At 72.1% G+C, this 26,353-nt stretch carries 22 protein-coding genes and 2 pseudogenes; 21 read left to right on the forward strand and 3 right to left on the reverse strand.

Translation table 11 applies throughout. The features are described from left to right. Positions 1-13 precede the first annotated feature (13 nt). The 14 genes and pseudogenes from betA to ABD901_RS47575 all read left to right on the forward strand — a co-directional run. Positions 14-1,687 carry a choline dehydrogenase gene (gene betA / locus ABD901_RS47510; RefSeq protein ID WP_345138839.1) on the forward strand — a complete coding sequence of 558 codons (1,674 nt, stop codon included), beginning with the start codon at positions 14-16 and terminating at the stop codon, positions 1,685-1,687. 137 nt (positions 1,688-1,824) lie between these two features. After that, positions 1,825-4,269 (forward strand): sensor histidine kinase, encoded by a 2,445-nt coding sequence (locus ABD901_RS47515; protein ID WP_345138690.1) that lies wholly within the window; start codon positions 1,825-1,827, stop codon positions 4,267-4,269. Then, on the forward strand, positions 4,266-4,691 hold the full coding sequence (locus tag ABD901_RS47520) for a roadblock/LC7 domain-containing protein (RefSeq protein ID WP_345138695.1): 426 nt from the start codon (positions 4,266-4,268) through the stop codon (positions 4,689-4,691). Before ABD901_RS47515 ends, ABD901_RS47520 begins: the two co-directional genes overlap by 4 nt. Next, positions 4,688-5,134 carry a DUF742 domain-containing protein gene (locus tag ABD901_RS47525; RefSeq protein ID WP_345138702.1) on the forward strand — a complete coding sequence of 149 codons (447 nt, stop codon included), beginning with the start codon at positions 4,688-4,690 and terminating at the stop codon, positions 5,132-5,134. Before ABD901_RS47520 ends, ABD901_RS47525 begins: the two co-directional genes overlap by 4 nt. Continuing rightward, positions 5,118-5,705 (forward strand): GTP-binding protein, encoded by a 588-nt coding sequence (locus ABD901_RS47530; RefSeq protein ID WP_345138705.1) that lies wholly within the window; start codon positions 5,118-5,120, stop codon positions 5,703-5,705. Before ABD901_RS47525 ends, ABD901_RS47530 begins: the two co-directional genes overlap by 17 nt. Positions 5,706-5,893: 188 nt before the next feature. Then, a complete protein-coding gene (locus ABD901_RS47535) occupies positions 5,894-7,366 on the forward strand; it encodes an aldehyde dehydrogenase family protein (RefSeq protein ID WP_345138709.1) in 1,473 nt (490 codons plus the stop codon). Positions 7,367-7,383: 17 nt separating this feature from the next. Next, positions 7,384-8,409 (forward strand): annotated as a pseudogene (locus ABD901_RS47540) (quaternary amine ABC transporter ATP-binding protein); the annotation flags it as partial. A 98-nt stretch (positions 8,410-8,507) separates the two neighbouring features. Beyond that, positions 8,508-10,505, forward strand: coding sequence for an ABC transporter permease (locus ABD901_RS47545; RefSeq protein ID WP_380133817.1), 1,998 nt, complete (start codon positions 8,508-8,510; stop codon positions 10,503-10,505). Positions 10,506-10,545: 40 nt separating this feature from the next. Further along, the gene (locus ABD901_RS47550) at positions 10,546-11,517 is read left to right on the forward strand and encodes an ABC transporter substrate-binding protein (RefSeq protein ID WP_345138847.1); all 972 of its coding nucleotides are present in this window, start codon (positions 10,546-10,548) and stop codon (positions 11,515-11,517) included. 142 nt (positions 11,518-11,659) lie between these two features. Further along, positions 11,660-14,059, forward strand: coding sequence for a GcvT family protein (locus tag ABD901_RS47555; protein ID WP_345138713.1), 2,400 nt, complete (start codon positions 11,660-11,662; stop codon positions 14,057-14,059). Position 14,060: 1 nt separating this feature from the next. Continuing rightward, positions 14,061-15,275, forward strand: coding sequence for a sarcosine oxidase subunit beta family protein (locus ABD901_RS47560; RefSeq protein ID WP_345138716.1), 1,215 nt, complete (start codon positions 14,061-14,063; stop codon positions 15,273-15,275). Beyond that, the gene (locus ABD901_RS47565; RefSeq protein ID WP_345138720.1) at positions 15,275-15,526 is read left to right on the forward strand and encodes a sarcosine oxidase subunit delta; all 252 of its coding nucleotides are present in this window, start codon (positions 15,275-15,277) and stop codon (positions 15,524-15,526) included. The genes ABD901_RS47560 and ABD901_RS47565 overlap by 1 nt, the downstream gene beginning before the upstream one ends. After that, positions 15,523-18,177, forward strand: coding sequence for a 2Fe-2S iron-sulfur cluster-binding protein (locus tag ABD901_RS47570; protein WP_345138723.1), 2,655 nt, complete (start codon positions 15,523-15,525; stop codon positions 18,175-18,177). Before ABD901_RS47565 ends, ABD901_RS47570 begins: the two co-directional genes overlap by 4 nt. Before the next feature lie 13 nt (positions 18,178-18,190). After that, positions 18,191-18,526: pseudogene (locus ABD901_RS47575) on the forward strand (sarcosine oxidase subunit gamma); the annotation flags it as partial. Here ABD901_RS47575 and ABD901_RS47580 read toward each other — a convergent pair. Beyond that, positions 18,489-19,910, reverse strand: a complete 1,422-nt coding sequence (locus ABD901_RS47580; protein ID WP_380139514.1) for an MFS transporter — start codon at positions 19,908-19,910, stop codon at positions 18,489-18,491. The pseudogene ABD901_RS47575 and the gene ABD901_RS47580 overlap by 38 nt on opposite strands. Before the next feature lie 128 nt (positions 19,911-20,038). Between ABD901_RS47580 and ABD901_RS47585 the strand changes: the two genes are divergently transcribed. Beyond that, positions 20,039-20,692: a TetR/AcrR family transcriptional regulator gene (locus ABD901_RS47585; RefSeq protein WP_345138731.1), complete on the forward strand. Its 654-nt coding sequence runs from the start codon at positions 20,039-20,041 to the stop codon at positions 20,690-20,692. Here the strand turns inward: ABD901_RS47585 and ABD901_RS47590 are convergent. After that, positions 20,672-21,235, reverse strand: a complete 564-nt coding sequence (locus tag ABD901_RS47590; protein ID WP_345138734.1) for a TetR/AcrR family transcriptional regulator — start codon at positions 21,233-21,235, stop codon at positions 20,672-20,674. The two genes, ABD901_RS47585 and ABD901_RS47590, sit on opposite strands and share 21 nt — an antisense overlap. Positions 21,236-21,321: 86 nt before the next feature. Here ABD901_RS47590 and ABD901_RS47595 point away from each other — a divergent pair, with 86 nt between their 5' ends. The 6 genes from ABD901_RS47595 to ABD901_RS47620 all read left to right on the forward strand — a co-directional run bounded on the left by ABD901_RS47595 (position 21,322) and on the right by ABD901_RS47620 (position 25,570). Further along, positions 21,322-21,666: an ArsR/SmtB family transcription factor gene (locus ABD901_RS47595; protein WP_345138737.1), complete on the forward strand. Its 345-nt coding sequence runs from the start codon at positions 21,322-21,324 to the stop codon at positions 21,664-21,666. After that, positions 21,666-22,301, forward strand: coding sequence for a cation efflux transmembrane domain-containing protein (locus tag ABD901_RS47600; protein WP_345138740.1), 636 nt, complete (start codon positions 21,666-21,668; stop codon positions 22,299-22,301). Before ABD901_RS47595 ends, ABD901_RS47600 begins: the two co-directional genes overlap by 1 nt. Positions 22,302-22,419: 118 nt before the next feature. Then, a complete protein-coding gene (locus tag ABD901_RS47605) occupies positions 22,420-22,806 on the forward strand; it encodes a hypothetical protein (RefSeq protein ID WP_345138743.1) in 387 nt (128 codons plus the stop codon). Between the two features lie 129 nt (positions 22,807-22,935). Beyond that, positions 22,936-24,012: a cation diffusion facilitator family transporter gene (locus tag ABD901_RS47610; protein WP_345138748.1), complete on the forward strand. Its 1,077-nt coding sequence runs from the start codon at positions 22,936-22,938 to the stop codon at positions 24,010-24,012. A 224-nt stretch (positions 24,013-24,236) separates the two neighbouring features. Next, positions 24,237-24,623 (forward strand): BlaI/MecI/CopY family transcriptional regulator, encoded by a 387-nt coding sequence (locus ABD901_RS47615; protein WP_345138750.1) that lies wholly within the window; start codon positions 24,237-24,239, stop codon positions 24,621-24,623. Further along, positions 24,620-25,570 (forward strand): M56 family metallopeptidase, encoded by a 951-nt coding sequence (locus ABD901_RS47620; RefSeq protein WP_345138753.1) that lies wholly within the window; start codon positions 24,620-24,622, stop codon positions 25,568-25,570. Before ABD901_RS47615 ends, ABD901_RS47620 begins: the two co-directional genes overlap by 4 nt. Positions 25,571-25,622: 52 nt before the next feature. Here the strand turns inward: ABD901_RS47620 and ABD901_RS47625 are convergent, their stop codons facing one another. Next, entirely contained in the window at positions 25,623-26,264 is a 642-nt protein-coding gene (locus ABD901_RS47625; protein ID WP_345138756.1) for a DUF305 domain-containing protein, read from the reverse strand. Between the last annotated feature and the right edge of the window lie 89 nt (positions 26,265-26,353).

The raw sequence follows: 26,353 nt of genomic DNA on the forward strand, positions 1-26,353 counted from the left end.
ATACGAGGAGAGGTTGCCAAGTATGCGGTACGACTTCGTCATCATCGGCGGCGGCTCGGCCGGCTCGGTGCTGGCCAACCGCCTCTCCGCCGACCCGTCGGTGCGGGTGCTGGTCCTGGAGGCCGGGCGACCGGACTACCGCTTCGACGCGTTCATCCACATGCCCGCGGCGCTGACGTTCCCGATCGGCAGCCGGTTCTACGACTGGCGCTACCGATCCGAGCCGGAGCCGCACCTGGGCGGCCGGCGCATCTACCACGCCCGCGGCAAGGTGCTCGGCGGATCGAGCAGCATCAACGGCATGATCTTCCAGCGCGGCAACCCGATGGACTACGAGCGCTGGGCGGCCGAGCCTGGACTGTCCGCCTGGGACTATGCGCACTGCCTGCCCTACTTCAAGCGGATGGAGAACTGCCTGGCCGCCGCCGAGGACGACGAGTTCCGCGGTCACGGCGGGCCCCTCGTGCTCGAGCGCGGCCCGGCGACCAACCCGCTCTTCGCGGCGTTCTTCGCGGCGGTGCAGGAGGCCGGCTATCCGCTCACCGACGACGTCAACGGCTACCGCCAGGAAGGCTTCGCGCCCTTCGACCGCAACATCCACCGCGGGCGCCGGCTGTCGGCCGCCCGGGCCTACCTCCACCCGGTCATGCGGCGGCCCAACCTGACCGTCCGCACCCGGGCCCTGGTGGGCCGGATCCGGTTCGCGGGCGGCGGGTCCGCCCGCGCGACCGGCGTCGACGTCTCCTTCCGCGGCGGCCCGGTGCAGAGCATCGACGCCGGCGAGGTCATTCTGTGCGGCGGCGCCTTCAACACCCCGCAGCTGCTGCAACTGTCCGGCGTTGGCCCGGCCGACCACCTGCGCGCACTGGGCATCGAGCCGGTCGCCGACCTGCCCGGCGTCGGGGCGAACCTGCAGGACCACCTGGAGGTCTACATCCAGTACGCGTCGAAGCAGCCGGTCTCGATGCAGCCGTACCTGTCGAAGCTGCGCTGGCCCGACGTCGGCGCGCGCTGGCTCTTCGGCCGCACCGGCCCCGGCGCCACCAACCACTTCGAGGGCGGCGGGTTCGTGCGCAGCAACGACGACGTCGCGTACCCGAACCTGATGTTCCACTTCCTGCCGATCGCGGTGCGCTACGACGGCTCGGCACCGGCCGGCGGCCACGGGTACCAGGTGCACGTCGGCCCGATGTACTCCGACGCGCGCGGCTCGGTCCGCATCACGAGCACGGATCCGCGCCAACATCCGGCGTTGCGGTTCAACTACCTGTCGACGGCGCAGGACCGCCGTGAGTGGGTCGAGGCGGTCCGAGTCGCGCGGAACCTGCTCACCCAGCCGGCCATGGCGCCGTTCAACGGCGGGGAGCTGTCCCCAGGCCCGCAGGTGGAGTCCGACGAGGAGATTCTCGCCTGGGTCGCACGCGACGCCGAAACCGCCCTCCACCCGTCCTGCACCGCCCGGATGGGGGCCGGGCCGGAGACCGTCGTCGATCCGCAGACCATGGCTGTGCACGGAATCGAGGGTCTGCGGGTGGTCGACGCGTCGGTCCTGCCGTACGTCACCAACGCCAACATCTACGCCCCCGTCGTCATGGTGGCGGAGAAGGCGGCCGATCTGATCATCGGCAATTCGCCATTGCCCGCGGAGGGGGCCGAGTACTACCGTCACCACCGTTCGATCGCATGAGCCGCATTGTCGGCGGTTGCTGTGCGGCTGTGCACAGGCAACCTCGGTTGGAAACGAACGACGAACCTCCTCGCAATATTGATCACCAATGCTATTGCGGCGTCATGACCGGTTGATGGGAGGTGCTCACCGCAACGATGGTGAGACATCGTCAGGCCCCGGCGGGATCCACCCGGACGACTCTGCGCGAGGAGCGCACGCCGACCGGCACGATCCGCGGGCGGCTCGCCCGCCTCCTGGCACTGCCCATGGTGGCGGTGCTGCTCCTGCTCGGCGTGGTCGTCGCCGGCGACTACGCCGACTACCGCGCCGCGCGGCAGATCACCGACCAGGTGCCCCTGGTGCTCGAGGTCCAGACGCTGGCGCAGCAGTTGCAGGAGGAGCGTGGTCTCACCACCGGCCTGCTCGGCGGCAACGTCAGCTTCAAGCCGGAGATGGCCCCGGTCCGCAAGAAGGTCGACGACAGCCGCGCCGCCCTGCAGCGGCTCGCGGCGAACGCCGACTCCGACCCGAGCCCCGGCGCCACGGCGGTGCTCGCCGAGCTGCAGAAGCTCGACACGCTGGCCGGGACCCGGTCCCAGGTCGATGCCGGCAGCGCGCTGCGGGCCGGCACGTTCGACTACTTCACCGCGCACATCACCGCGCTCAACGGCATCGACTTCGCGCTCGACCGATCGGCCGACCGGACGCTGCGCCGGGGTGTCGCGGCGCTGAGCGCGCTGGCCGAGGCCAAGGAGTACCTGACGCAGGAGCGTGCGTTCCTCAACGGTGTCTTCTCTGCCGGCGGCTTCCACAAGGGCGAGTACAACCAGTTCGCCGCCATGTACGCGGCCGCGCACGAGGCGGAGAACCAGTTCGCCAAGGTGGCCACCGCGGCGCAGCTGGCCCGCTCGGCGAAGGTCCGTTCGACCGGCGCCTACAGCGAGGCGCTGGAGTTCGAGAACCGGGCGCTCTCCTCGGCCGACGACAAGCCGCTGCTCATCAACCCCCAGTCCTGGTGGTCGGCGCTGACCACCGTGCTCGACGACATCCGGGCGCTGGAGGAGTCGATCGGCACCGACATCCGCGACCGTGCCGCCGCGGTCCGCCGCGGTGCGACCGAGCGCCTCGTGGTCCTCAGCGCCCTGGTGCTGCTCTGCCTGGCCGGCGCGGTCGCGCTGGTCGTCGCCGCGATCCGCTCGATCACCCGTCCGCTGGCGATGCTCGCCCAGGAGGCCGAGGCCGTCGCGACACAGCGGCTGCCCGAGGCCGTCTTCCACGCCCAGCAGGGCACCGACGACCAGCAGCCCGACCCGCCGCCGCCGGTGGTCGTGCCGCGCCGGGCCAGCGTCGAGGTGCACTCGGTGGCGGCGGCGCTCGACCGGGTCCAGACCACGGCGTGGACGCTCGCCACCGAGCAGGCACTCCTGCGGCGCAACACCACCGAGTCGCTGGCCAACCTGGGCCGGCGCAACCAGAGCCTGGTGCGCCGCCAGCTCGGCTTCATCAGCCGGCTGGAGAGCGAAGAGAGCGACCCGGCGGGCCTGGCCAACCTCTTCGAGCTCGACCACCTCGCCACCCGTATGCGGCGAAATGCGGAGAGCCTGCTGGTGCTGGTCGGCGAGGACGGCCCGCGGCCCTGGTCCTCGGCGATGCCGCTCTCCGACGTGGTCCGCGCCGCGATCTCGGAGGTCGAGGACTACCGGCGGGTCACGCTGCGCCGCATCGACGAGGGGTACCTCGCCGGCGGCTTCGTCACCGGCGTCGCGCACATGGTCGCCGAGCTGGTGGAGAACGGACTGACCTTCTCCCCGCCGGACGTCGACGTGGAGATCCAGGGCCGCAACTTCGGCGACCGCTACCTCATCGCGATCGTCGACCAGGGCGTCGGCATGCCGCCCGACGAGCTGGACAAGGCCAACGGACGCCTGCGGGGCTCCGACCAGTTCCTCCTGGCACCGGCCCGGTTCCTCGGCCACTACGTGGTCGGTCAGCTGGCCCGGCAGCTCGGCGTCGACGTACAGCTGAGCAACTCACCGGTCACCGGGGTCACGGCCCGGGTCATGCTGCCGGCCCGGCTGATGACCACCCCGCCGCCGCCGATCGAGGGCCCGCGCGAGCCCCAGGCGCCGCCGCGGATCGTGCCGTCCACGGTCGGGGCCGAGCCGGCGCACACCGCGGCGCGCCCGCCTGCCGCCGTCACGGCCCAGCTGGTGCTGGGCGGGCACCCGGCGACGACCGTCGAGTACGTGTCCGTGCCCGGCGCCGCCCCGCCCGGCACGGTGGTGGACGGCCACGGCAACGCTGCGGCGAACGACCTGGTCCAGGTCCCGTCGCAAATGCCGTCCTGGGCCGACGAGTCCACCGGCGAGCGTACCCGCAACGGCCTGCGCAAGCGTCCGGCCCGCCGGCCGGCGGCCGGGGCCGCGGTGACAGCGCAGCCGGAGACCGGCCCCGACCGGGCCGAGCGCGGCGAGCCGGTACGGCGGCCATCGATGGTCGACGACTCACCGGCCCAGGTCCGCGACCGCATGCTGTCCCTGCGCGACGGGTTCCGACGCAACGAGCGGGACCGTGAAGAACCGGGAGAAGACGCGCGATGAGCGTTGACGTACGAGCCGGTGCGCACCAGTTCAACTGGCTGCTGGCGAACTTCAAGCGAAACACCGACGGGGTGCGCGACGCGGTGGCGGTGTCGTCGGACGGGCTGCTGATCGCCGCGTCCGACGGGCTCGACCGCAACGGTGCCGACCACTTGGCCGCGATCGTCTCGAGCCTGGCCAGCCTGGCCCGCAGCGCCGCCAAGCGCTACGACTTCGACGGCCTGAAGCTGATGATGATCGAGATGCGCCGCGGTTTCCTGCTGGTGTCGGCGATCAGCGGCGGCAGCTGCCTCGGCGTGCTGGCCGAGGGGGACTGCGACCTCGGCGTCATCGGCTACGAGATCGCGGCGCTGGCCGACCGGTTCGGCACGCTGCTCACCCCGGCCCTGATCACCGAGTCCCGGCGGTACCTGCCGCAGTGAACGACCCCGGCGAGCACCGGCTCCCTGACCCGCGGATGATCCCGCGATGGCAGGCCGATCCGGTGCGGCCGCGGCACCAGGCCGACGAGCCGGAGGAGGCGGAGGAGCCCGGCGCCCCGGCCGACGCGGCGCTGGTGCGACCGTTCATGGTGACCGGCGGCCGGACCCGGCCGCTCACCGACGGGCTGCGCCCCGAGACCGTGGTCAGCGCGATCCCGGCGGCGCTGCACGCGCCGCTGCGCTTCGAGTCGCGCCGGATCGTCGAGCTGTGCCAGAGCCCGCAGACCGTCGTGGACATCGCGGTCCGGCTCGGCCTGCCGCTGGGCGTCGCCCGCGTCCTGGTGGCCGACCTCGTCAGCGACGGGTACGCGACCAGCCAGGGACCGACCGAGCTGCCCATCGAAACCATTGAGAGGATCAGGGACCGTGTTCGGTCGCTCTAAGCCGTCCGGTCCGCCGCTCGCGGTCAAGATCGTGATCAGCGGCGGGTTCGGCGTCGGGAAGACCACGTTCGTCGGGGCGATCTCCGAGATCGAGCCGCTGGTGACCGAGGCCGCCATGACCGAGGCGTCGGTCGGGGTGGACGACCTGACCGGCATCGCCGAGAAGACGACCACCACGGTAGCGCTGGACTTCGGCCGGATCACGCTCGACGAGTCGCTGTGGCTGTACCTGTTCGGAACGCCCGGCCAGGAGCGCTTCACCTTCCTCTGGGACGACCTGGTCGAGGGGGCGCTCGGCGCTGTCGTGCTGGTCGACACCCGCCGGATCGAGGACTGCTTCCAGGCGATCGACTACTTCGAGGAGCGGGGCACCCCGCTGCTCATCGCCGTCAACCAGTTCGAGCGCAGCGCGCGGTTCGAGCTGGGGGAGGTGCGCGAGGCGCTCGGGGTCGGCCCGGAGGTCCCGATAGTCGACTGCGATGCCCGCTCCCGCGAGTCGGTGAAGTCCGTGCTGGTGGCTCTGATCGAACGGGTGCTGATCACGCGGATCTCGCGGTTGGCACCGGCCTGAGCAATGCCCGCGACATCGGTGCGTAACGGCGCCGAAAAGGCGGTCGTCGATCACGTTGCGGTTCGGCGCACAGGCTTGACGGGCGAATAGGCGAGGGACATCCTGTTTCCCAATAAGCCGCGGTTTTCCTTATTACGCAACACCTAGCGGCTTCGAACGCGAGCTTCTGAAGGACGGTGGTCCGGACGGTGGCAAGCCTCTACATCGACGGTGCCTGGTGCGGGCCGGCCGACGGCGGTCAGCGGGAGATCTGCTGCCCGGCCGACGGCACGACGGTCGCGACCGTCGACGAGGCAAACGCCGCGGACACCGAGCGGGCGATCCTGAGCGCCCGCCGGGCCTTCGACGACGGGCCCTGGCCGCACACCCCGGCCGGCGAGCGGGGTGCCCTGCTGCTGCGGGTCGCCGACCTGCTCGCCCGCGACGCGAAGGACATCGCGGTCGCCGAGGCGCTCGACACCGGCAAGCGGCTGGTCGAGGCGGAGTTCGACGTGCAGGACGTCATCCGCACCTTCCGCTACTTCGGCGGGATCGCCGACGCCGAGGCCGGCCAGGTCGTCGACACCGGCCGCGAGGACGCGATCAGCCGGATCGTCTACGAGCCGGTCGGCGTCTGCGGCCTGATCACCCCGTGGAACTACCCGCTGCTGCAGGCCGCGTGGAAGGTCGCGCCGGCCCTGGCGGCGGGCAATACGTTCGTGCTCAAGCCCAGCGAGTTGACCCCGTCGACGGCGATCCTGCTGATGCGGCTGCTCGCCGAGGCCGGGCTGCCCGCCGGCGTGGGGAACCTTGTGCTGGGCGCGGGGCCGGTAGCCGGTGCGCCGCTGGCCGAACATCCGGCCGTCGACCTCGTCTCGTTCACCGGCGGTCTGGTCACCGGGCGGCGGGTGATGGCCGCCGCGGCCGGCACCGTGAAGCGGGTCGCGCTGGAGCTGGGCGGCAAGAACCCGAACGTGGTCTTCGCCGACGCCGACGTCGAGACCGCCGTCGACTTCGCGCTGACCGCGGTCTTCCTGCACTCCGGGCAGGTGTGCTCGGCCGGTGCCCGGCTCATCGTCGAGGACCGGCTGCACGATGCGTTCGTCGACGAGGTGGTCCGCCGGGCCGAGCTCATCCGGCTCGGCGGGCCCTTCGATCCACGAGCCGAGACCGGCCCCCTCATCTCGGCCGCGCACCGCGAGCGGGTCGAGCGTTACGTCGCTGCCGGTCTCGCCGAGGGCGCCGTCCTGCGCTGCGGCGGGAAGCGGCCGGACGATCCCGAGCTGTCGGGCGGCTTCTACTACCGCCCGACGGTGCTCGACGAGTGCCGCTCCGGCATGTCCGTGCTGGCCGAGGAGTCGTTCGGCCCGGTGCTGACCGTCGAGCGGTTCAGCGGCGAGGACGAGGCGGTCCGGCTCGCCAACGACACCGTCTACGGGCTGGCCGGCGCCGTGTGGACCCAGGATTCGGGCAAGGCGCAGCGGGTCGCGCGGGCGCTGCGGCACGGCACCATCTGGATCAACGACTACCACCCCTACGTGCCGCAGGCCGAGTGGGGTGGCTACAAGCAGTCCGGCATCGGCCGGGAGCTGGGCCGGGCGGGCCTCGCCGAGTACCGCGAGATCAAACACGTCTGGCACAACATCCGGCCCCGCCCGCAGCACTGGTTCGGTTCGTCATGAACGAGCGAGGGGTTCCCATGACCTTGACACAGTCCTCCAGCCACCCGGCGCTCGCCGTCGACGGCCTGTGGAAGGTGTTCGGCCCGCGCGCCGACCGGATCGTCGGCACTGAGCTGGCCGACCTGTCGCGCGACGAGCTGCGCGACCGCACCGGCTGCCTGGTTGCGGTGCGGGACGTGTCGTTCGAGGTCGCAACCAACGAGGTGTTCGTCGTCATGGGCCTGTCCGGCTCGGGCAAGTCGACCCTGGTGCGCTGCCTGACGAGGCTCATCGAGCCGACCGCGGGCGCGGTGCGTTACGACGGCGACGACATCGTGCAGGCCGACGCGCGCCGGCTGCGGCAGCTGCGCCGGCACCGGTTCGGCATGGTGTTCCAGCACTTCGGGCTGCTGCCGCACCGGCGGGTGCTGGACAACATCGGCTACGGGCTGGAGATCCGGGGTGTGCGCAAGGCCGAGCGCGATCGGCGGGCCGGGGAGGTGCTGGACCTGGTCGGGCTCAGCGGCTACGCCGACCACTACCCCGACCAGCTCTCCGGCGGCATGCAGCAGCGCGTCGGGCTGGGCCGCGCGCTGGCCGTCGACCCGCAGATCCTGTTCTTCGACGAGCCGTTCTCCGCACTCGACCCGCTGATCCGCCGCGACATGCAGAACGAGGTGGTGCGGCTGCACCACGAGGTCGGCAAGACGATGGTCTTCATCACCCACGACCTGCACGAGGCGCTGCGCCTGGGCGACCGGATCCTCATCATGCGCGACGGCGCGGTCGTGCAGATCGGCCGGCCCGACGAGGTGGTCGGCGCGCCGGCCGACGACTACGTGCGGGACTTCGTCGCCGACGTGCCCAAGTCGCACGTGCTGACCATCCGGTGGGTGATGCGACCGGTCCGCCCCGAGGACCCGCTCGACGGCCCCGAGATCGGGCCCGACCTGATCGTGCGCGACGCGGCGCGGGTCGTGCTGGCCGCCACCGCCCCGGTCCGGGTCGTCCACGATGGACAGTTGCTCGGCATGGTCGACGACGACGCGATCCTGCGGGTCATCGTGGCCGAGGACGACCGGCGGCCCGCGCCGGCGCCGCGCGACGGCAGCGCGCCCGGCCCGGGCGCCACCACGCAGGACGCGGAGGCGGTGGTTGCGCCGTGACCACCGTCGAGTCGGCCCGTGCGCGGGCGGCCCGCCCCGGCCTGCGCCGGCCCGGGCTGCGCCCGTGGCTGGTCGCCGGCATCCTGGCGGTGTGGGTGCTGCTGTGGATCCCGCTGCGCGGCCGGCACACGCTCGCCCTGGACACCTCCCAGCTCACCGGCGTGCAGAAGCAGCTCAACGAGCTGCGCGACAAGGTCGTCATCGCGCGGGGCAGCAACCCCTTCTTCACCGACTTCGTCAACGTGGTCCGCACCGGCATCGACAAGCTCACCGAGCTCATCCAGTCGCTCATCAGCCAGCCCGCCTACGATCGGCCCGTGCCGGTGATCGGCTGGCTCGGCGTGGTGGCCCTCGCGGTGCTCGGCGCCTACGCCTTCGGCAACTGGCGGGTCGCGGTCGTGGCCGGGCTCGGCTTCACCTCGCTCGGCCTGCTCGGGTACTGGCAGCAGAGCATGGACACGCTGGCCCTGACCCTCGCCGCGGTGCTGCTCAGCCTGCTGATCGGCATTCCGGCCGGCATCTGGATGGGGCTGTCCAGGACCGTCGAACGCGCGCTCACGCCGGTGCTGGACTTCATGCAGGCGGTGCCGACCTTCGTCTACCTGGCGCCGCTCACGCTGTTCTTCCTGATCGGCCCCGCCTCGGCGGTCATCGCCACGCTCATCTACGCGATGCCGCCGGTCATGCGGCTTACCGCGTTCGGCATCCGCGAGGTGCAGGAGTCGGCGCTGGAGGCCAGCCGCTCGCTCGGCGCCACCCGCTGGCAGCTGCTGCGCAAGGTGCAGCTGCCACTGGCCAAGCGCACCATCGTCGTCGGGATCAACCAGACCACGATGTGCGCGCTGTCCATGGTCACCATCGCGGCGCTCATCGACGCACCGGGGCTCGGCCGGGTGGTGCTGCGCGCCTTGCAGATTCTCGACGTCGGCACGGCGTTCCGGGCCGGCCTGGCCATCGTCATCATGGCCATCGTGCTCGACCGGGTCACCACCGCGGCGAGCGTGCGGATCGAGGCGACCGCCCGCGGCGGCACCGCCGGCTCGCGGTGGCGCCCCTGGACGGTCGGCGCGCTGGGCGGGCTGACGCTGGTCGCGCTGTACCTGGCGTACACCTTCGTCTGGGCGGCCGTCTTCCCGGGCTCGGACACCGGCGGGCTGTTCGGCGCCCGGCTGGCCGAGGCGGTCGGCAGCGTGTCCGACTGGGTGCAGGCCAACCTTGCCGACGTCACCGAGGCGATCCGCAACGGCTTCAGCTACGGCCTGCTCAACCCGCTGGAGCACCTGATCGCGGGCTCGCCGTGGTACCTGATGTGCGCGGTCGTCCTGGGCGTGGCAGCGGTGCTGGGCGGCTGGCGGGTGCTGCCGATCGTGGCGGTCTGCCTCGGCCTGCTGCTGGCCTGCGGGCTCTGGCAGGACTCGATGGTGACGCTGACGGCCACGCTCATCGCCACGGTCATCGTCATGGTGCTCGGCGTCGTGTTCGGCGTGTGGATGGGCCGCAGCGACCGCGCCGACCGGGTGATCCGCCCGGTCCTCGACGCCGCCCAGGTCATGCCCGCGTTCGTCTACCTGGTCCCGTTCCTCGGCCTGTTCGGGCCCAGCCGGTTCACCGCGATCGTCGCGGCCGTGGTGTTCGGCATGCCGGTCGCCACGAAGATCGTCGCCGACGGCATCCGGGCCGTGCCGCAGACCGTCCTGGAGGCGGCGGCCGCGTCCGGGTCCACGACCTGGCAGGTGATCAGCAAGGTCCAGCTGCCGCTGGCCCGCCGGGCGCTGGCGCTGGCGACCAACCAGGGCCTCATCTACGTCCTGTCGATGACCGTGGTCGGTGGGCTGGTCGGCGGCGGCGCCCTCGGTTACCTGGTCGTCGCCGGGTTCTCGCAATACAGCCTGTACGGCAAGGGCCTGGCCGCCGGCGTGGCCATCGCCCTGCTGTGCATCCTGCTCGACCGGATCACTCAGGCCGCCGCACGGCGCGCCGACGCCCGGTCGTGAGCTGCGCATTTCCAGCACTAGGGGAGGAACACGCTTCGTGATGCGAACAGCAACGTTGGTGCGGACCGTGGCGCTGCTGAGTGCGGGCATGCTCGCCCTCACCGGCTGCGGATCCAAGATCAAGCCCAATGCCGAACCCTCGACGTCGACCAGCCACAAGCCCTGCGGCACCGTGAACCTGGCGGTGAACCCGTGGGTCGGCTACGAGGCCGACGCGGCGGTGATCAGCTACATCGCCAAGGAGAAGCTCGGCTGCAACGTGGTGGCGAAGAACATCACCGAGCAGGTCTCGTGGGAGGGCTTCGCCACCGGCGCCGTCGACGTGATCCTGGAGAACTGGGGCCACGACGACCTCAAGAAGACCTACATCGACCAGCAGAAGGTCGCACAGGAGGCCGGCGAGACCGGCAACAAGGGCACCATCGGCTGGTACATCCCGCCGTGGCTGGCCAAGGAGCACCCGGACATCCTGGACTGGCACAACCTCAACAAGTACGCCGCCCAGTTCAAGACGTCCGAGTCGGGCAACCAGGGTGCCTTCCTCGACGGTGACCCGTCCTACGTCACCAACGACGTGGCGCTGGTGAAGAACCTGAACCTGAACTTCAAGGTCATCTTCACCGGCAGCGAGGACGCGCTGATTCAGGCGTTCAAGAACGCCGAAGCCCAGAAGAAGTGGGTCATCGGCTACTTCTACGAGCCGCAGTGGTTCCTGTCCGAGGTCAAGCTGGTGCACATCCCGCTGCCGCCGTACACGCCCGGCTGCGACGCGGATGCACAGAAGGTCGCCTGCGACTACCAGCCGTACGACCTGGACAAGATCGTGAGCACGAAGTTCGCCAACTCCGGCAGCCCGGCGATGACGCTGGTGAAGAACTTCAAGTGGACCAACGACCACCAGAACGACGTGGCCCGGGACATCGCCGAGAACAAGCTGTCCGACGAGGCCGCGGCCAAGAAGTGGGTCGACGCCCACCCGGACGTCTGGCAGCCGTGGCTGCAGGGCACGTGATCCACGCGTTGACCTGATCCGCGAACGGGCCGGCCCATGTGTGGGACCGGCCCGTTCCGCTCTTGACACATGCGACGGCGCCCGCGAATCTGTTGCGAAAGGCGCACCGCGTTGCTGAAGACGCACCGACTTGGGGGTCAGCATGGCCGGTCCGAAGGTCGTCGTGATCGGTGCCGGCGTCGTCGGCGCGGCCGTCGCGGACGAGTTGGCGTTGCGCGGCTGGGACGACATCACGGTCGTCGACCAGGGGCCGCTGCCGGCTACTGGTGGCTCGTCGTCGCACGCGCCGGGCCTGGTCTTCCAGACCAACGCCAACCGGACGATGACGCTCCTCGCGCAGTACACCATCGAAAAACTGCGGCAGCTGGACTGCTTCCTGCCGGTCGGCAGCATCGAGGTGGCCACCGGCCCGGCCCGCCTCGCCGAGCTGCACCGCCGGCACGGCTGGCTGACCGCCTGGGGCGGCCGCGGCAGCATCCTCGACCCGGACGAGTGCCTGCGCCTGCACCCGCTGCTCGACCGCGACCGCGTCCTCGCCGGCCTCCACGTCCCGGCCGACGGGCTGGCCAAGGCGGTCAAGGCGGTGCAGACCCAGCTCGACCGGGCCGCCGCCCGCGGCGCCCGGCTCCTGGCCGGCCACGAGGTCGTTGACATCCGCACGAGCGGGGGCCGGGTCACCGGCGTCGTCACCGACCGGGGCGAGCTGCCGGCCGACGTCGTGATCTGCGCGGCCGGCATCTGGGGGCCGCGGATCGCCCGTATGGTCGGCATGCGGCTGCCGCTCACCCCGCTGGCGCACCAGCTGGCCTGGACCGGTCCGGTGCCGGCCATGCACGGCATGACCGCCGAGGCGACCCGCCCGATCCTGCGCCACCAGGACGCCGACCTCTACGTGCGCGACCGCGGCGACCGCCTCGGGGTCGGCTACTACGGGCACCGGCCGCTGCCGATCAGCGCCGACGACATCGTGCCCGTGTCGCAGGCGGAGATCATGCCCTCGATGCTGCCGTTCACCGAGGAGGACTTCGAGCCCGCCTGGGCTGCGACCCGCGAGCTGCTGCCCGCGACCAGGGAAGCGAAGATCGACGAGGCGTTCAACGGCCTCTTCTCGTTCACCACCGACAACCTGCCGCTGCTCGGCGAGTCGCCCGACGCGCGGGGTTTCTGGGTCGCCGAGGCGGTCTGGGTGACGCATTCGGCCGGGATCGGGCGGGCGGTCGCCGAGTGGCTCGTCGACGGGGTCAGCGCCTTTGACCTCAGCGGCCTCGATGTCAACCGGTTCGAGCCGCACCAGGTGGCGCCCGAGTACGTGCTGGCCCGCGACTGCCAGAACTACGTCGAGGTGTACGACATCATCCACCCGCTGCAGCCGATGGAGGAGCCGCGGCCGCTGCGCACGACGCCGTTCTACCCGCGCCAGCAGGAGCTGGGCGCGACCTTCCTGGAGTACGCCGGGTGGGAGCGTCCACAGTGGTACGAGGCCAACGCGCCGTTGGTCGCGGGCCGGCGCCTGCCGCAGCCGGACGACTGGGCCGCGCGGTACTGGTCGCCGATCGTCGGCGCCGAGGCCCAGGCCACCCGCGAGGCCGTCGCGCTGTACGACATGAGCACCCTCAAGCGCGCCGAGGTGGCCGGGCCCGGCGCCGCCGAGTTCCTGCACTGGATCTCCACCGGCGACATCCACAAGTCGGTGGGCTCGGTCACGTACTGCCTGCTGCTCAACGCCGACGGCGGCATCCGCAGCGACGTGACGATCGCCCGGCTCGGCGAGGAGCGCTTCCAGGTGGGCCTCAACGGCCAGCGTGACATCGACTGGCTGCGCCGGCACGCCCCCGCAGGGGTCACGGTCACCGACCTGACCGCGGGCACCTGCTGCATCGGCCTGTGGGGCCCGCGCGCCCGCGACCTGCTCCAGCCGCTCACCGACACCGACCTGTCCAACACCGGGCTGCGGTACTTCCGGGGCACCCAGACGTACGTCGGGATGGTCCCGGTCACCGCCCTGCGTCTGTCCTATGTGGGCGAGCTGGGCTGGGAGCTCTACACCACCGCCGATCTGGGCCTGAAGCTGTGGGACACGCTGTGGGCGGCGGGCCGGGCGTACGGCGTGCTCGCCGCCGGCCGGGGGGCGTTCACCAGCCTGCGCCTGGAGAAGGGGTACCGCTCGTTCGGCACCGACATGACCCACGAGCACGACCCGGTCGAGGCGGGGCTGGACTTCGCCGTGAAGCTGGGCAAGGGCGACTTCTTCGGCCGGTCCGGCCTGCAGCGCAGGGCGCACACCAGGCGGCTGGCCTGCCTGACCCTCGACTCTGTGGTGATGGGCGGGGAGCCGGTGTTCAGTGCGGACACGGCCGTCGGGTACGTCACCAGCGCGGCCTACGGCTACACCGTCGGTTCCGGCATCGCCTACGCCTGGCTCCCGGCCGAGTTGGCCGAGCCGGGCCGGACCGTCCACATCGGATACTTCGACCGGCGGATCCCGGCCACCGTCACCGCCGAGCCACTGTTCGACCCGGCCATGACCCGGCTGAAGGGCTGAGATGGAAGACCTTCCCGAGCACCCGGACTTCCTCTGGCGCAACCCGGAGCCCCGGCGGCACTACGACGTCGTGGTGGTCGGCGGCGGCGGGCACGGCCTGGCCACCGCCTACTACCTGGCCCGCAACCACGGCATCACGAACGTGGCGGTACTGGAGCGCGGCTGGTTGGCCGGCGGGAACATGGCCCGCAACACGACCATCATCCGGTCGAACTACCTGTGGGAGGAGAGCGCGGGCATCTACGAGCACGCGCTCAAGCTGTGGGAGACGCTGGAGGACGACCTCGGCTATCCGCTGCTGTTCAGCCAGCGCGGCGTGCTCAACCTCGCGCACAGCCTGCAGGACGTGCGCGACAGCGTCCGCCGGGTGCACGCCAACCGCCTCTGCGGCGTCGACGCCGAGTGGCTCGAACCGGAGCAGGTCAAGGAGGTCTGCCCGATCATCTCGATCTCGCCCGATGTGCGGTACCCGGTGCTCGGTGCCACGTACCAGCCGCGGGCGGGCATCGCCAAGCACGACTACGTCGCGTGGGGCTTCGCCCGGGCCGCCGACGCGCTCGGCGTCGACCTGATCCAGCACTGCGAGGTCACCGGCATCGACGTGGCCGGCGGCCGGGTCGTCGGGCTGCAAACGACCCGGGGCCCGATCAGCGCCGGCCGGGTCGCCCTGAGCGCCGCCGGTCACACCTCGGTCCTGGCCGCGATGGTCGGGCTGCCGATGCCGCTGTCCAGCCACCCGCTGCAGGCGCTCGTCTCCGAGTTGCTGGAGCCGGTCCACCCCACCGTCGTGATGTCCAACGCGGTACACGTCTACGTCAGCCAGGCGCACAAGGGGGAGCTGGTGATGGGCGCCGGGATCGACGCCTACAACGCCTACACGCAGCGCGGCGCGCTGCACGTCATCGAGCGGCAGATGTCCGCGGCGCTGGAGCTGTTCCCGGTGTTCGCCCGCGCGCACGTGCTGCGCACCTGGGGCGGCATCGTCGACGTGACCCCGGATGCCTCGGCGATCGTCGGGCCGACCCCGGTCGAGGGGCTCTTCGTCAACTGCGGCTGGGGCACCGGCGGGTTCAAGGCCACCCCGGGCGTCGGCTGGTGCTACGCGCACACCGTCGCCACCGGCGAGCCGCACGAGCTCAACGCGCCCTTCCGGCTTGACCGGTTCACCACCGGGGCGCTCATCGACGAGCACGGCGCGGCGGCGGTGGCGCACTGATGCTGCTCATCGACTGCCCCTGGTGCGGGCCGCGCAACGAGGACGAGTTCCACTACGGCGGACAGGCGCACGTCGCCTATCCGGCCGATCCGGCCGCGCTCAGCGACGAGGAGTGGGGCCGGTACCTCTTCGTCCGCGACAATCCGAAAGGCCCGTTCGCCGAGCGCTGGTGCCACAGCTCGGGCTGCCGGCGCTGGTTCAACGCGGTGCGGGACACCCGCACCAACGAGGTGTTGCGGGTGTACCGGTGAACCTTCGCCTTCCCACGACCGCGGACATCCTGCGCTTCACGTTCGACGGCATCGAGTACACCGGTCATGCCGGCGACACCCTCGCGGCGGCCCTGCTGGCCAACGGCGTCCGGCAGGTCGGCACCAGCGTCCGGCTGGGCCGGCCGCGCGGCATCATGTCGGCCGGCAGCGAGGAGCCGACCGGTGTCGTGCAGATCGAGACCCCGTTCGCCGACCCCCTCCGCCCGGCCACCATGGTCGAGCTCTTCGACGGGCTGGCCGCCACCGGCCTCGCGGGTCGGGGCCGTCTCGCCGACGGCCCCGACCCGGCACGGTACGACGCGGTCTTCGCCCATTGCGACGTGCTCGTCGTCGGCGCTGGGCCGGCCGGCACCGCGGCGGCTGCGTTCGCCGCGCGGGCCGGCGTGCGGGTGATGCTGTGCGACGAGCACCCGCGGGACCCGGCGCTGGTGGCCGGGGCCACCGTGCTGGGCCGCACGACCGTGTTCGGCTACTACGACGACAACTATCTCGTCGCGGTCGAGCGGCGCACGGACCACCTCGGCTTCGCCGCGCCGGCGGGCATGGCGCGCGAGCGGATCTGGCGCATCCGCGCCAAGCGGGTGATCCTGGCCACGGGCGCGCACGAGCGGCTGATCGCGTTCCCCGGCAACGACCGCCCCGGGGTGATGCTGGCCGGTGCCGCCCGCACGTACCTGCACCGCTTCGGCGTGCTGGCCGGCCGCCGTGCCGTCGTGTTCACCGCCAACCGGTCCGGTCACCAGGCCGCCGAGGATCTGGCCGCGGCGGGCGTGGAGATCGCGGCCGTGGCCGACGCCCGCGAAGGGCGGACGGTCACCGGTACCGAAGGCGTGCCGGCGCTCACCGCGGTCCTCGTCGACGGCCGGCGCGTCGAGGCCGACCTGCTGCTGGTCTCCGGCGGGTGGAGCCCTGTGCTGCATCTGTACAGCCAGGCCGGCGGCCAGCTGCGCTACGACGAGGACCTGGGGGCGTTCCTGCCGGACGGCTGCCGGCAGGCGGTGGAGCCGGTCGGGGCCGCCGCCGGCCGCTACGACCACGACGCCTGTGCCGCCGACGGTGTGGCCGCCGCCGCGCGGGCCCTGACCGCGCTCGGTGTGCCGACCGGGCCGGTGCCGCCGGTGCCCACCGGGCGGCTCGACCCGCCGGGCTCCTACCTGTGGCACGCCGCCATGGACGCCGCACCGCACGAGGCGTTCGTCGACCTGCAGCGCGACGTCACCGTGGCGGACATCCACCGGGCCACCGGGGCCGGGCTGCGCTCGGTGGAGCACGTGAAGCGGTACACCACCGCCGGCACCGCGCACGACCAGGGCAAGACGTCCGGCCTGCTGGCCAGCGCGACGGTCGGCGACGCGCTGGGGGTGCGGATCGCGGAGCTGGGCGTGACGACGTTCCGCCCGCCGTATACGCCGGTCAGCTTCGCCGCCCTGGCCGGCCGCGACCGAGGCGACCGCTTCGACCCGGTCCGGATCACCGCGATCCACGACTGGCACGTGGCGCGGGGTGCGCGCTTCGAGAACGTCGGGCAGTGGAAGCGCCCCTGGTACTACCCGCAGCCTGGGGAGGATCTCGACGCCGCGGTGCACCGCGAGTGCGTCGCGGCGCGAACCGGTGTCGCGATGATGGACGCGTCCACGCTCGGCAAGATCGACGTGCAGGGTCCGGACGCCGCCGAGTTCCTCGACCGCATGTACACCAACGTGATGAGCAGTCTGGCCGTGGGCGCCGTGCGGTACGGCGTGATGTGCCGGCTGGACGGCATGGTGTTCGACGACGGCACCGTGGCCCGGCTCGCCGAGGACCGGTTCCTGGTCACCACCACGACCGGCAACGCCGCGGCCGTGCTCGACTGGTTCGAGGAGTGGCTGCAGACCGAGTGGCCCGATCTCGAGGTCTGGTGCACGTCGGTCACCGAGCAGTGGTCCACCGTCGCCGTCGTCGGCCCGCAGTCCCGCGCGGTGCTGGGCACGATCAGCGGCAGTCTGGTCGACCTGCCGTTCATGCGCTGGCGCGACGCCACCGTGGCCGGGCTCGCCGCACGGGTGTTCCGGATCAGCTTCTCCGGCGAGCTGGCCTTCGAGGTCAACGTCCCGTGGTGGCAGGGGCCCGCGCTGTGGCAGGCCGTCCACGCGGCCGGGCAGCCGTGGGGCATCACCCCGTACGGGACGCAGACCATGCACGTCCTGCGCGCGGAGAAGGGCTATCCGATCATCGGGCAGGACACCGACGGCACCGTCACCCCGCACGATCTCGGGCTTGCGTGGGCGGTGTCGAAGAAGAAGGCCGACTTCATCGGCAAGCGCTCGTTCACGCGGCCCGACACCGCGCGGCCGGACCGCAAGCACCTCGTCGGCCTGCTGCCGGAGGATCCCGCGCTGCGTCTGCCCGAAGGCGCCCACCTGGTCGCGAGACAGGAGCTGCCGCCGCCCCCGGTACCCCTGCTGGGGCACGTGACGTCGAGCTATCACAGTGCCGCCCTGGGCCGCACGTTCGCGCTGGCGCTGGTGCGGTCAGGCCGCGACCGGCTCGGGGACCGGCTTTGGGTGCCCTTGGGCGACGGCCCGGCGGTGCCGGTGACCGTGACGGCGCCGGTGCTCTACGACCCGGAAGGGGCCCGCCGTGACGGTTGAGCGCCTGCCTGCCATGCCGAAGCTGAACGTTCGCAGCCGGACGGTCCCGGACGGCTATCCTTCGACGCCCAACACGTTCATCGTCGAGGGCGACCGCCGGGTGCTGTGGCTCGGGCCGGATGAGTGGCTGGTGCTGCATCCCGCCGGTGCCGAGCCGGGATCCACGGTGGATGTGAGCGACACGCGGGTCGTGTTCTCGGTGGCGGGCCCGCACGCCAGGTCGATCCTCGCCCACGGCTGCGCGCTCGACCTCCACCAGGCGGCGTTCCCGGTCGGTTCGTGCGCGCAGACCATGCTGGCGCGGGCCGCGGTCATCCTGATGGCGGTCTCGGACGAGCCGGTGTACTGGTTGCTGGTCCGCTCGTCGTTCGCCCGCTACGTGGCCGAGTGGCTCGACGACGCCGCGTTGGAGTACCCGTCCGCAGCAGGGCGAGGGTGAGCACGCAGCCGGTCAGGGCGAGGACGGCGGCTGCGGCGAAGCCGGCCCGCAGCCCGGCCAGGTACCCGGCGGAGCCGGTCACCGCCGAGGCCAGGACGAGGGCCGCGGTGACGCCCAGGCCGGATCCGATGCGCTGTGCGGTGTTCACGATGCCCGCGGTGACGCCGGCGTCGTCGGGATGGACCGACGTGACGGCCGGCGCGGTCACGCCGACGAACGAGGCGGGCAGCCCGACGCCGAGGAGCAGCGCCGCGGGTAGCACGTCGACGAGGTAGTTCACCGTGGACGGCAGCATGGCCAGCCAGGTCAGCGCGGCGGCCTGCAGTGCGAGCCCGGCGGCGAGCAGGGCGCGGGCGCCGAAGCGTTGGTTGGCGGCGGGGATCACGGTCCGGGCGGCGACCAGCCCGGCCAGCGCGACCGGCAGCAGCGCCAGGCCGGAGCGGGTCGGGCCGTAGTGCTGGACGTTCTGCAGGTACAGGGCCAGCAGCGCGAAGGCCGGGACGTGCGCGGCGCCGATCAGCGCGTTGACGACCGCCGAGCCGGTCACCTGCCGGATGCGGAACAGCCGTAGCGGCATGAGCGGTTCGGCGGCCCGCGTCTCGGCGACGGCGAAGCCGGTCAGCAGCACCAGCGCGACGGCCAGCATGACCGCGGCGGCCGCCCGGGTGCCGGCGTCGGCGATCGCGCCGATCGCGTACCCCAGCAGGAGCAGGCCCGTCGTGCCGAGCACGGCGCCCGGCAGGTCAAGGCGTCCGCGCGTGCCGGGGCGCCGCGGCGGGTCGGCGGGCAGCAGCCGGCCGGTCAGGGCGAGGGCGAGCGCGCCGACCGGCAGGTTGACGAGGAAGATCGACTGCCAGCCCAGGCCCTGGGTGAGCAGGCCGCCGACCGTGGTGCCGATCGCCGCGCCGGCCGCGCCCATGGCGCCCCAGACGGCGAACGCCCGGCGGCGGGCGGCCGGTTCGGTGAAGGCCCGGGTGAGCAGCGCCAGCTGCGCGGGCACCGTCACGGCTGCGGCGATGCCCTGCACCGCTCGGGCCGCGACCAGCAGCCACGCGGCGCCGGACAGTCCGGCGACCGTGGACGCGGCCGTGAAGAGCGCCAGGCCGAAGGTGAACACCCGTCGCGGCCCGAGCAGGTCCGCCGCCCGGCCACCGATCAGCATGCAACCGCCGAACGCCAGGAGGTAGGCGTTCGTGACCCACGACAGCCCGGCCTCGTCCAGGCGCAGCGCCGCACCGATGCTCGGCAATGCGATGTTGACGACGGTGGCGTCCAGGAACACCACCAGCTCCACCGCGGTGATCAGCACCAGCGCCGCCGTACGGCCCGTTTCCCTGCTCAACTCGCCACCCCAATCACTAGAGCGTTACTCTAGTAACGGTTGCGCTAGAGTGATGCTCTAGTCAAGGTGGGGGAGGTCACGTGGCAGCAGGGAAGCCGGGTGCGCGAGCGGCCAAGGCCGCCCAGACGCGGTCGCGCATGCTCGCCGCCGCCCGGGAGCTGTTCGTGCAGCGCGGCTACACGGCGACGACCATGCAGGCCATCGCCGACGAGGCCGCCGTGGCCGTCCAGACGCTGTACTTCACCTTCGAGACCAAGCGGGCGATCCTCAAGGAGCTGCTCGATGTGGAGGTGGCCGGTGACACCGCGCCGATCGCCACGCTGGACCGCCCGTGGGTGGCCCAGGCCCTCGCCGCACCGCCCGCCGACATGCTGCGCCGGCTCGTCGAGGCCACGGGCGCCATCCACGACCGAGTGGCGCCGGTGATGGAGGCCGTCCGTTCGGCCGCGACCACCGACCCCGTGATCGCCGAGATGTGGCGCACCAACATCGCACAGCGGCACACCGTGCTCAGCGTCTTCACCGGCGCCCTCGCCGCCAAGGGCGGCCTGCGACCCGGTCTCAACGCCGCCCGCGCGGCCGACGTCGCCCTCGCGACGCTCGCGCCGGAGACCTACCGGCTCCTGACCGGCGACCGCGGCTGGACGCACGACGAGTGGATCGCGTGGGCCACGCAGGCACTGGGCGACGCGCTGCTGCCGCGCACCGGATCGCTAGAGCGCCCCACTAGCTAAAACGGCGGTGACGAGAGCTGCGATCTGCGGGTACGGCTCGAACGCCGGGTCCGGCATGGCGAGCTGGTGCAGGACCAGTCCGGTCCAGTGGTTCATGATGATCGGTGCGTCGCGGTCCGGGTCGGTCGACCCGGCGAGGCGGAACCAGGCGGTGGCCCAGGCGTTGACCCTGGCTCCGGTGGCGGTCAGCTGGGGCCGCAGCGGCGGGTGGGTGCCGGCCTCGGCGAGGATGGCGTAGCGGGCCATCGTGAGGGTGCGATGCGGGCCGGTGGACTCCTTGGCGAACTCGGCGAGCGCCCGGGCCAGCTCCTGCGGGGTGGTCGGTGCGGTCCGCAGCGCGAGCTCCTCCCAGTTCGCCCGTTCGCGGGCGGCGAACCGTTCCACGACGGCGTCGAGCAGGGCGGCCCGGGTGCGGAAGTGGTTGGAGGCCGATCCGGCGGGCAGGCCGGCCGCCGCGTCCAGCGTGCGGTGCGTCAGCCCGTGCATGCCACGGGTGCCGACCAGCTCGATCGCGGCGTCCAGCAGCTCTTCGCGTCGTCCCATCACCCGTACACTACCGCAGTAGTTGCCGTTACTACGATCGTTGTGGGTGCGGTTCATAGTACAGCGTTTGGTTTATTCAGCGACTGATGTACCGTCGAAGCGTGGAGACGTTGACGCACGGCCGGGTGCTGGCCCGTTTCGGCCACGCCCTGTCCGACCCGGTCCGGGCGCGGCTGCTGCTGGCCCTGCGCGAGGCACCCGGATACCCGGCCGAGCTCGCCGAAACCCTCGGCACCAGCCGGCAGAACCTGTCCAACCACCTGGCCTGCCTGCGCGGGTGCGGCCTCGTCGTCGCCGCTCCCGAGGGCCGCCGCACCCGCTACGAGCTCGCCGATCCCCGGCTCGCGCACGCTCTGGGCGACCTACTCGGCCTCGTGCTCGCCGTCGACCCCGCCGCCTGCCCGGCCGCCGAGCGGGACGGTTGCTGCTGATGGCGGCGCCGTTGCCCCTCGCTCCGTCGGTGGCCCGGCGCGCGGTGCTCGCCCGCCGGATTCGGCTGTTCGTTGCCGCGACCATCGCCTACAACGTGATCGAGTCGGTGGTCGCGATCGCCGCCGGGGCCGCGGCCTCGTCGACCGCGCTGATCGGGTTTGGCCTGGACTCGGTCGTCGAGGTGTCCTCGGCCGCGGCGGTGGCCTGGCAGTTCTCCGGCCCGGACCACGAGCGCCGGGAGCGCACCGCGCTGCGGGTCATCGCCGTGTCCTTCTTCGCCCTCGCCGCCTACGTCACGGCCGAGTCGGCCCGCGCGCTGCTGAGCGGCGACCGGGCCGAGCACTCCACCGTCGGGCTGGTCCTCGCGGCGGTGTCGCTCGCCGTGATGCCGCTGCTGTCCGCCGCGCAGCGCCGGGCCGGCCGCGAGCTGGGCTCCGCCTCGGCGGTCACGGACTCGAAACAGACGCTGCTGTGCACGTACCTGTCCGCCGTCCTGCTGGCCGGGCTCGCCGTGAACACCCTGTTCGGCTGGTGGTGGGCCGATTCGATCGCCGCGCTGGTCATCGCCGCCGTCGCCGTGCGGGAGGGCCGCGAAGCCTGGCGAGGCGATGCCTGCTGCGATTGTGCGGGATGAACGGCCCGCCCCTGGTGGCACGAATCGGGGATCTGAACTACTAGGCGCAATAGTAGATTGGTTGGTGCCGGCGGGTCGACCGAACCGCGGCTTCACCATCCCCGAGAGGAACCACATCGTGAGCGAGTACGGCGACTTCAGCATGGGCCACGAATCCGGCGAGCTCGAGCAGCTGCACCAGGAGGCCGGCAGCGAGCAGGACTACAACTCGCAGTTCGGCGTCTTCGCGCAGGACCACAGCGCGGCCGAGTCCACCGACTTCGAGACCGGCAAGCACGTCGAGTTCACCGGCGCGGACGGCAGCCACTACGAGTCGACGGACTACACCAACTACTCCAACGACTCGGAGGAGTCCGACTCGGTGTTCGCGGCGCAGGGCAGCGAGTCCTCGCACTTCGCGGAGTACTCCCAACTCGACGCGCTGCGGGCGCAGTTCGAGTCGAACTTCGCCGAGGGCACGCAGATCAGTGGCGGCGAGGGCGGACTGTCGATCGCCTCCAGCTGAGCACGGACCATCCGTCCGTCCCGGCGTCGTAGACCGGGACGGACGGTCATCCCGCGAGCCCTTGCGCGGGGACGGTACGCTCCAACACATGCGGACTTCCGCATAAGTCCGAGCCGGGGAGCCGACAGCATGGATCACGACCGCGAACCGCACGAGGACGGCGACCACGACCACGAGCACGGCGACCACGAGCACGGCGACCACGAGCACGGCGACCATGGGCACGACGACCACGGACACGCCGGGCACAGCCACGGCGTGTCGGCGGACGCGGACCGCCGCTGGCTGAGCCTTGCGCTGGGTCTGATCGCCGCGTTCATGGCCGGGGAGGTCGTGGTCGGGCTCCTCGCGAGGTCGCTGGCGCTGCTGTCGGACGCCGCACACATGCTCACCGACGCCGGTGCGATCGTCCTAGCGCTGGTGGCCATGCGGCTGGCGGCGCGGCCGCCGAAGGGCGGCTACACGTTCGGGCTCAAGCGGGCTGAGATCCTCTCGGCGCAGGCCAACGGGCTGACGATGCTGCTCCTGGCCGTATGGCTGGGCATCGAGGCGATCCGGCGGCTCATCCACCCGCCCGCGGTGGCCGGCGGGCTGGTGCTCGTCACCGCGCTGGCCGGCATCGTCGTGAACCTGGCCGCCGCGTGGGCGATGTCGCGGGCCAACCGCTCGAGCCTCAACGTCGAGGGCGCCTTCCGGCACGTCCTCAACGACCTGTTCGCGTTCATCGCCACCGCCGTCGCCGGCGTGGTCATGGTCACGACCGGGTTCACCCGGGCCGACCCGATCGCGACGCTCATCGTCGTGGCCCTCATGATCAAGGCCGGGCTGGAGCTGGTGCGGGCCTCGGGGCGGATCTTCCTGGAGGCGGCGCCCTCGGGCATCGAGCCCGCCGCGCTCGGCACCCGGCTGGCCGCCCTGCCGGACGTGGTCGAGGTGCACGACCTGCACGTGTGGGAGATCACCTCGGGCCAGCCGGCGATGTCGGCGCATGTGCTGGTGGCCGAGGGCCGTGACTGCCACGCCGTGCGGCACGCGATCGAGCAGTTGCTGCGCAGCGACTACCGCATCACGCACAGCACCCTGCAGGTCGACCATGCCGACACCGATCCCACTGTGTCCACCGGCTACGAGGTCGGTCCCGACCCGCACTGCGCCGACTCGCACGGCGCCTCCTACCGGCCGGCTGATCGCACGGCGGCGACGTGAAAATGCGGGTCCCAGAGCGACCACGGGACCCGCATCACAGCAGGCCGGGATCGCAAACGCCACTCCAAGGGGCCCGGCCGTGTCCCACTCTACTATGGTAGATAGTAGTTCACAACGTCAGCCGTGCGGCGCGACGAACATGAGCGCGACCGCGGTGAGCGTGCCGGCGATATTCCGGTCCGCCACCACCGTCGTATCGGCACTACTATCGCGAATAGCAGCACATGGCGGAGGTGCTCGTGCAGGGGCTCGGTGACCTGGAAGCGGCGCTCATGGAGCTGCTCTGGGAACGCGTCACGGCCACCACGGTCCGGGAAGCGATGTCGCAGCTGCAGTGGCACCGGGAGCTGGCGTACACCACGGTGATGACGGTGCTCGACAACCTGCACCGCAAGGGCTGGGTGACCCGGGAGCCGCACGGCCGCGCCTACCGGTACTCCCCGGCGATGAGCCGCGACCACTACGTCGCGCAGGCCATGCACGATGCGCTGGTCGACAGCGGCGACCGCCTGGAGGCGCTGACCGCCTTCGTCGGCAAGATGACGCTGGACGAGGCGGTCGCCCTGCGGGACGCGCTGGCCGGCTACGAACGCCGGATCGGTGGCCGGTGAGCCCGCTGCTGCTGTGCTTCGCCGCGATGGCCGCGGCGGCCGCCCCTCGGCTGGCCGCCGCCGGATGGCCGCTCCGGGCGCCACGCCTGGCGGTGCTGCTGTGGCTGGCGCTGTCCGGGGCGACGGCCGGCAGCCTCGCCCTGGCCGGGCTGAGCCTGGCGTTGTACTGGGACCGCACGCACGACGTGGTCAACGGCGCCTGGCACGTGTGCCTCGACGCGCTGCGCGGGCGGCACGGCTCACTCGGCCAGGCGGTTGCCGTCGCCGGCCTGCTGAGCGTGGTGCTCCTGGCCGGCCGGCTGCTCATCAGCGCGATCCGGATGCTCGGTGCGCAACGCGCCCGGCGCGCCCAGCTGCGGCTGCTCGTCCGGGTGGCCGCCGTGCCCGGCACGGTGCCCGGCGCGACGGTCGTGCACCACCACGAGCCGGCCGCCTACCTCATGCCCGGACGACACCGCACCGGCGCCGACATCATCATCACCTCAGCGGCCGTCGACCGGCTCGGCGCGGACGAACTTTCGGCGGTGCTCGCACACGAGCGGGCCCACCACACCGGCCGGCACTACGCCATCACCCACTGGATGCGGCTGCTGGCGCAGGCGTTTCCGTGGATGCGCTGTTTCCGGCTGGGCCGCCGGCAGGTGGACCGGCTCGTCGAGCTGTGTGCCGACGAGCACGCCGCCCGCAGCAGCTCCCGCCTCGACGTCGCCCGGGCGCTGGTCAGCATGGCCCAGCCGAGCTCCGGGTCGCCCTACGGCGGGCTGCTGGCCGTGCACGGCGGCGACAGCATGGAGCGGCTGCAGCGGCTGCTCACGCCTCCGCCACCACTGTCCCGGGCCGCCCGGGCGCTACTCGGTGTCGCCGCCGCGGTACTGCTGCTCGCGCCGATGGCGCTGGCCACCCTCGACCGCTACGCCGGCTGGCTGCCACACCTGCTGCCGTTGTAGCGCCACGCCGGCCGCCCGGACGGGTTGGCCCGGGCGGCCGGATCGGTCCGCGCTACAGCCGGGCGAGGATCTTGTTCATGGTGTCGATCTCGGCCCGCTGAGCCGTGATGATCTGCTGGGCGAGGGCCTTGGCGTCGGTGTTGGTGCCATCGCGCAGCTCGTCCTGGGCCATGGTGATGGCGCCCTGGTGGTGGGCGATCATCATGGTGCAGAACTGCTTGTCGAAGTCCTTGCCGGAAGCGGCCTCGAGCCGGGCCATGTCGGCGCCGGACATCATGCCGGGCATGCCGCCGTGCTGCATGCCGCCCATGTCCATGCCGCCGCTCATCGTCGGGGCGGGCTTGCCCCAGGCCGACAACCAGCCGGTCATGGTCTGGATCTCGGGGTCCTGCGCGGCCTTGATCTGAGCGGCGAGGGTCTTCACCTCGGGGTCGGCGGCGCGGGTGCCGGCGAGCGCCGCCATCTGCACGGCCTGCCGGTGGTGGGGGATCATCATCTGCGCGAACATCACGTCCGCGCCGTTGAACGCGGCCGTGCCGGAGGCGGCGCTGCCGGCCGGGACGGTCCCGCCGGGGTGCATGCCCGGCATCGTGTCGTGCCCGCCGCCGCACGCGGCCAGCAGCAGGGCGGTGGTCAGGGCGGTGGTCAGGGCGGCGCCGGCCAGGGTGGCGCGGCGCACGAGGGTGCGCATCATGGTGGTGGTCGACCTTTCGGTGTCGGACGGAGCTGCGCAGGACTCGGCGGCACCGCCGCAGCACGCAAGGGGCTGGGGCGGCGCGGGGC

Source organism: Dactylosporangium darangshiense (assembly GCF_039537565.1).
Lineage (GTDB): Bacteria > Actinomycetota > Actinomycetes > Mycobacteriales > Micromonosporaceae > Dactylosporangium > Dactylosporangium darangshiense.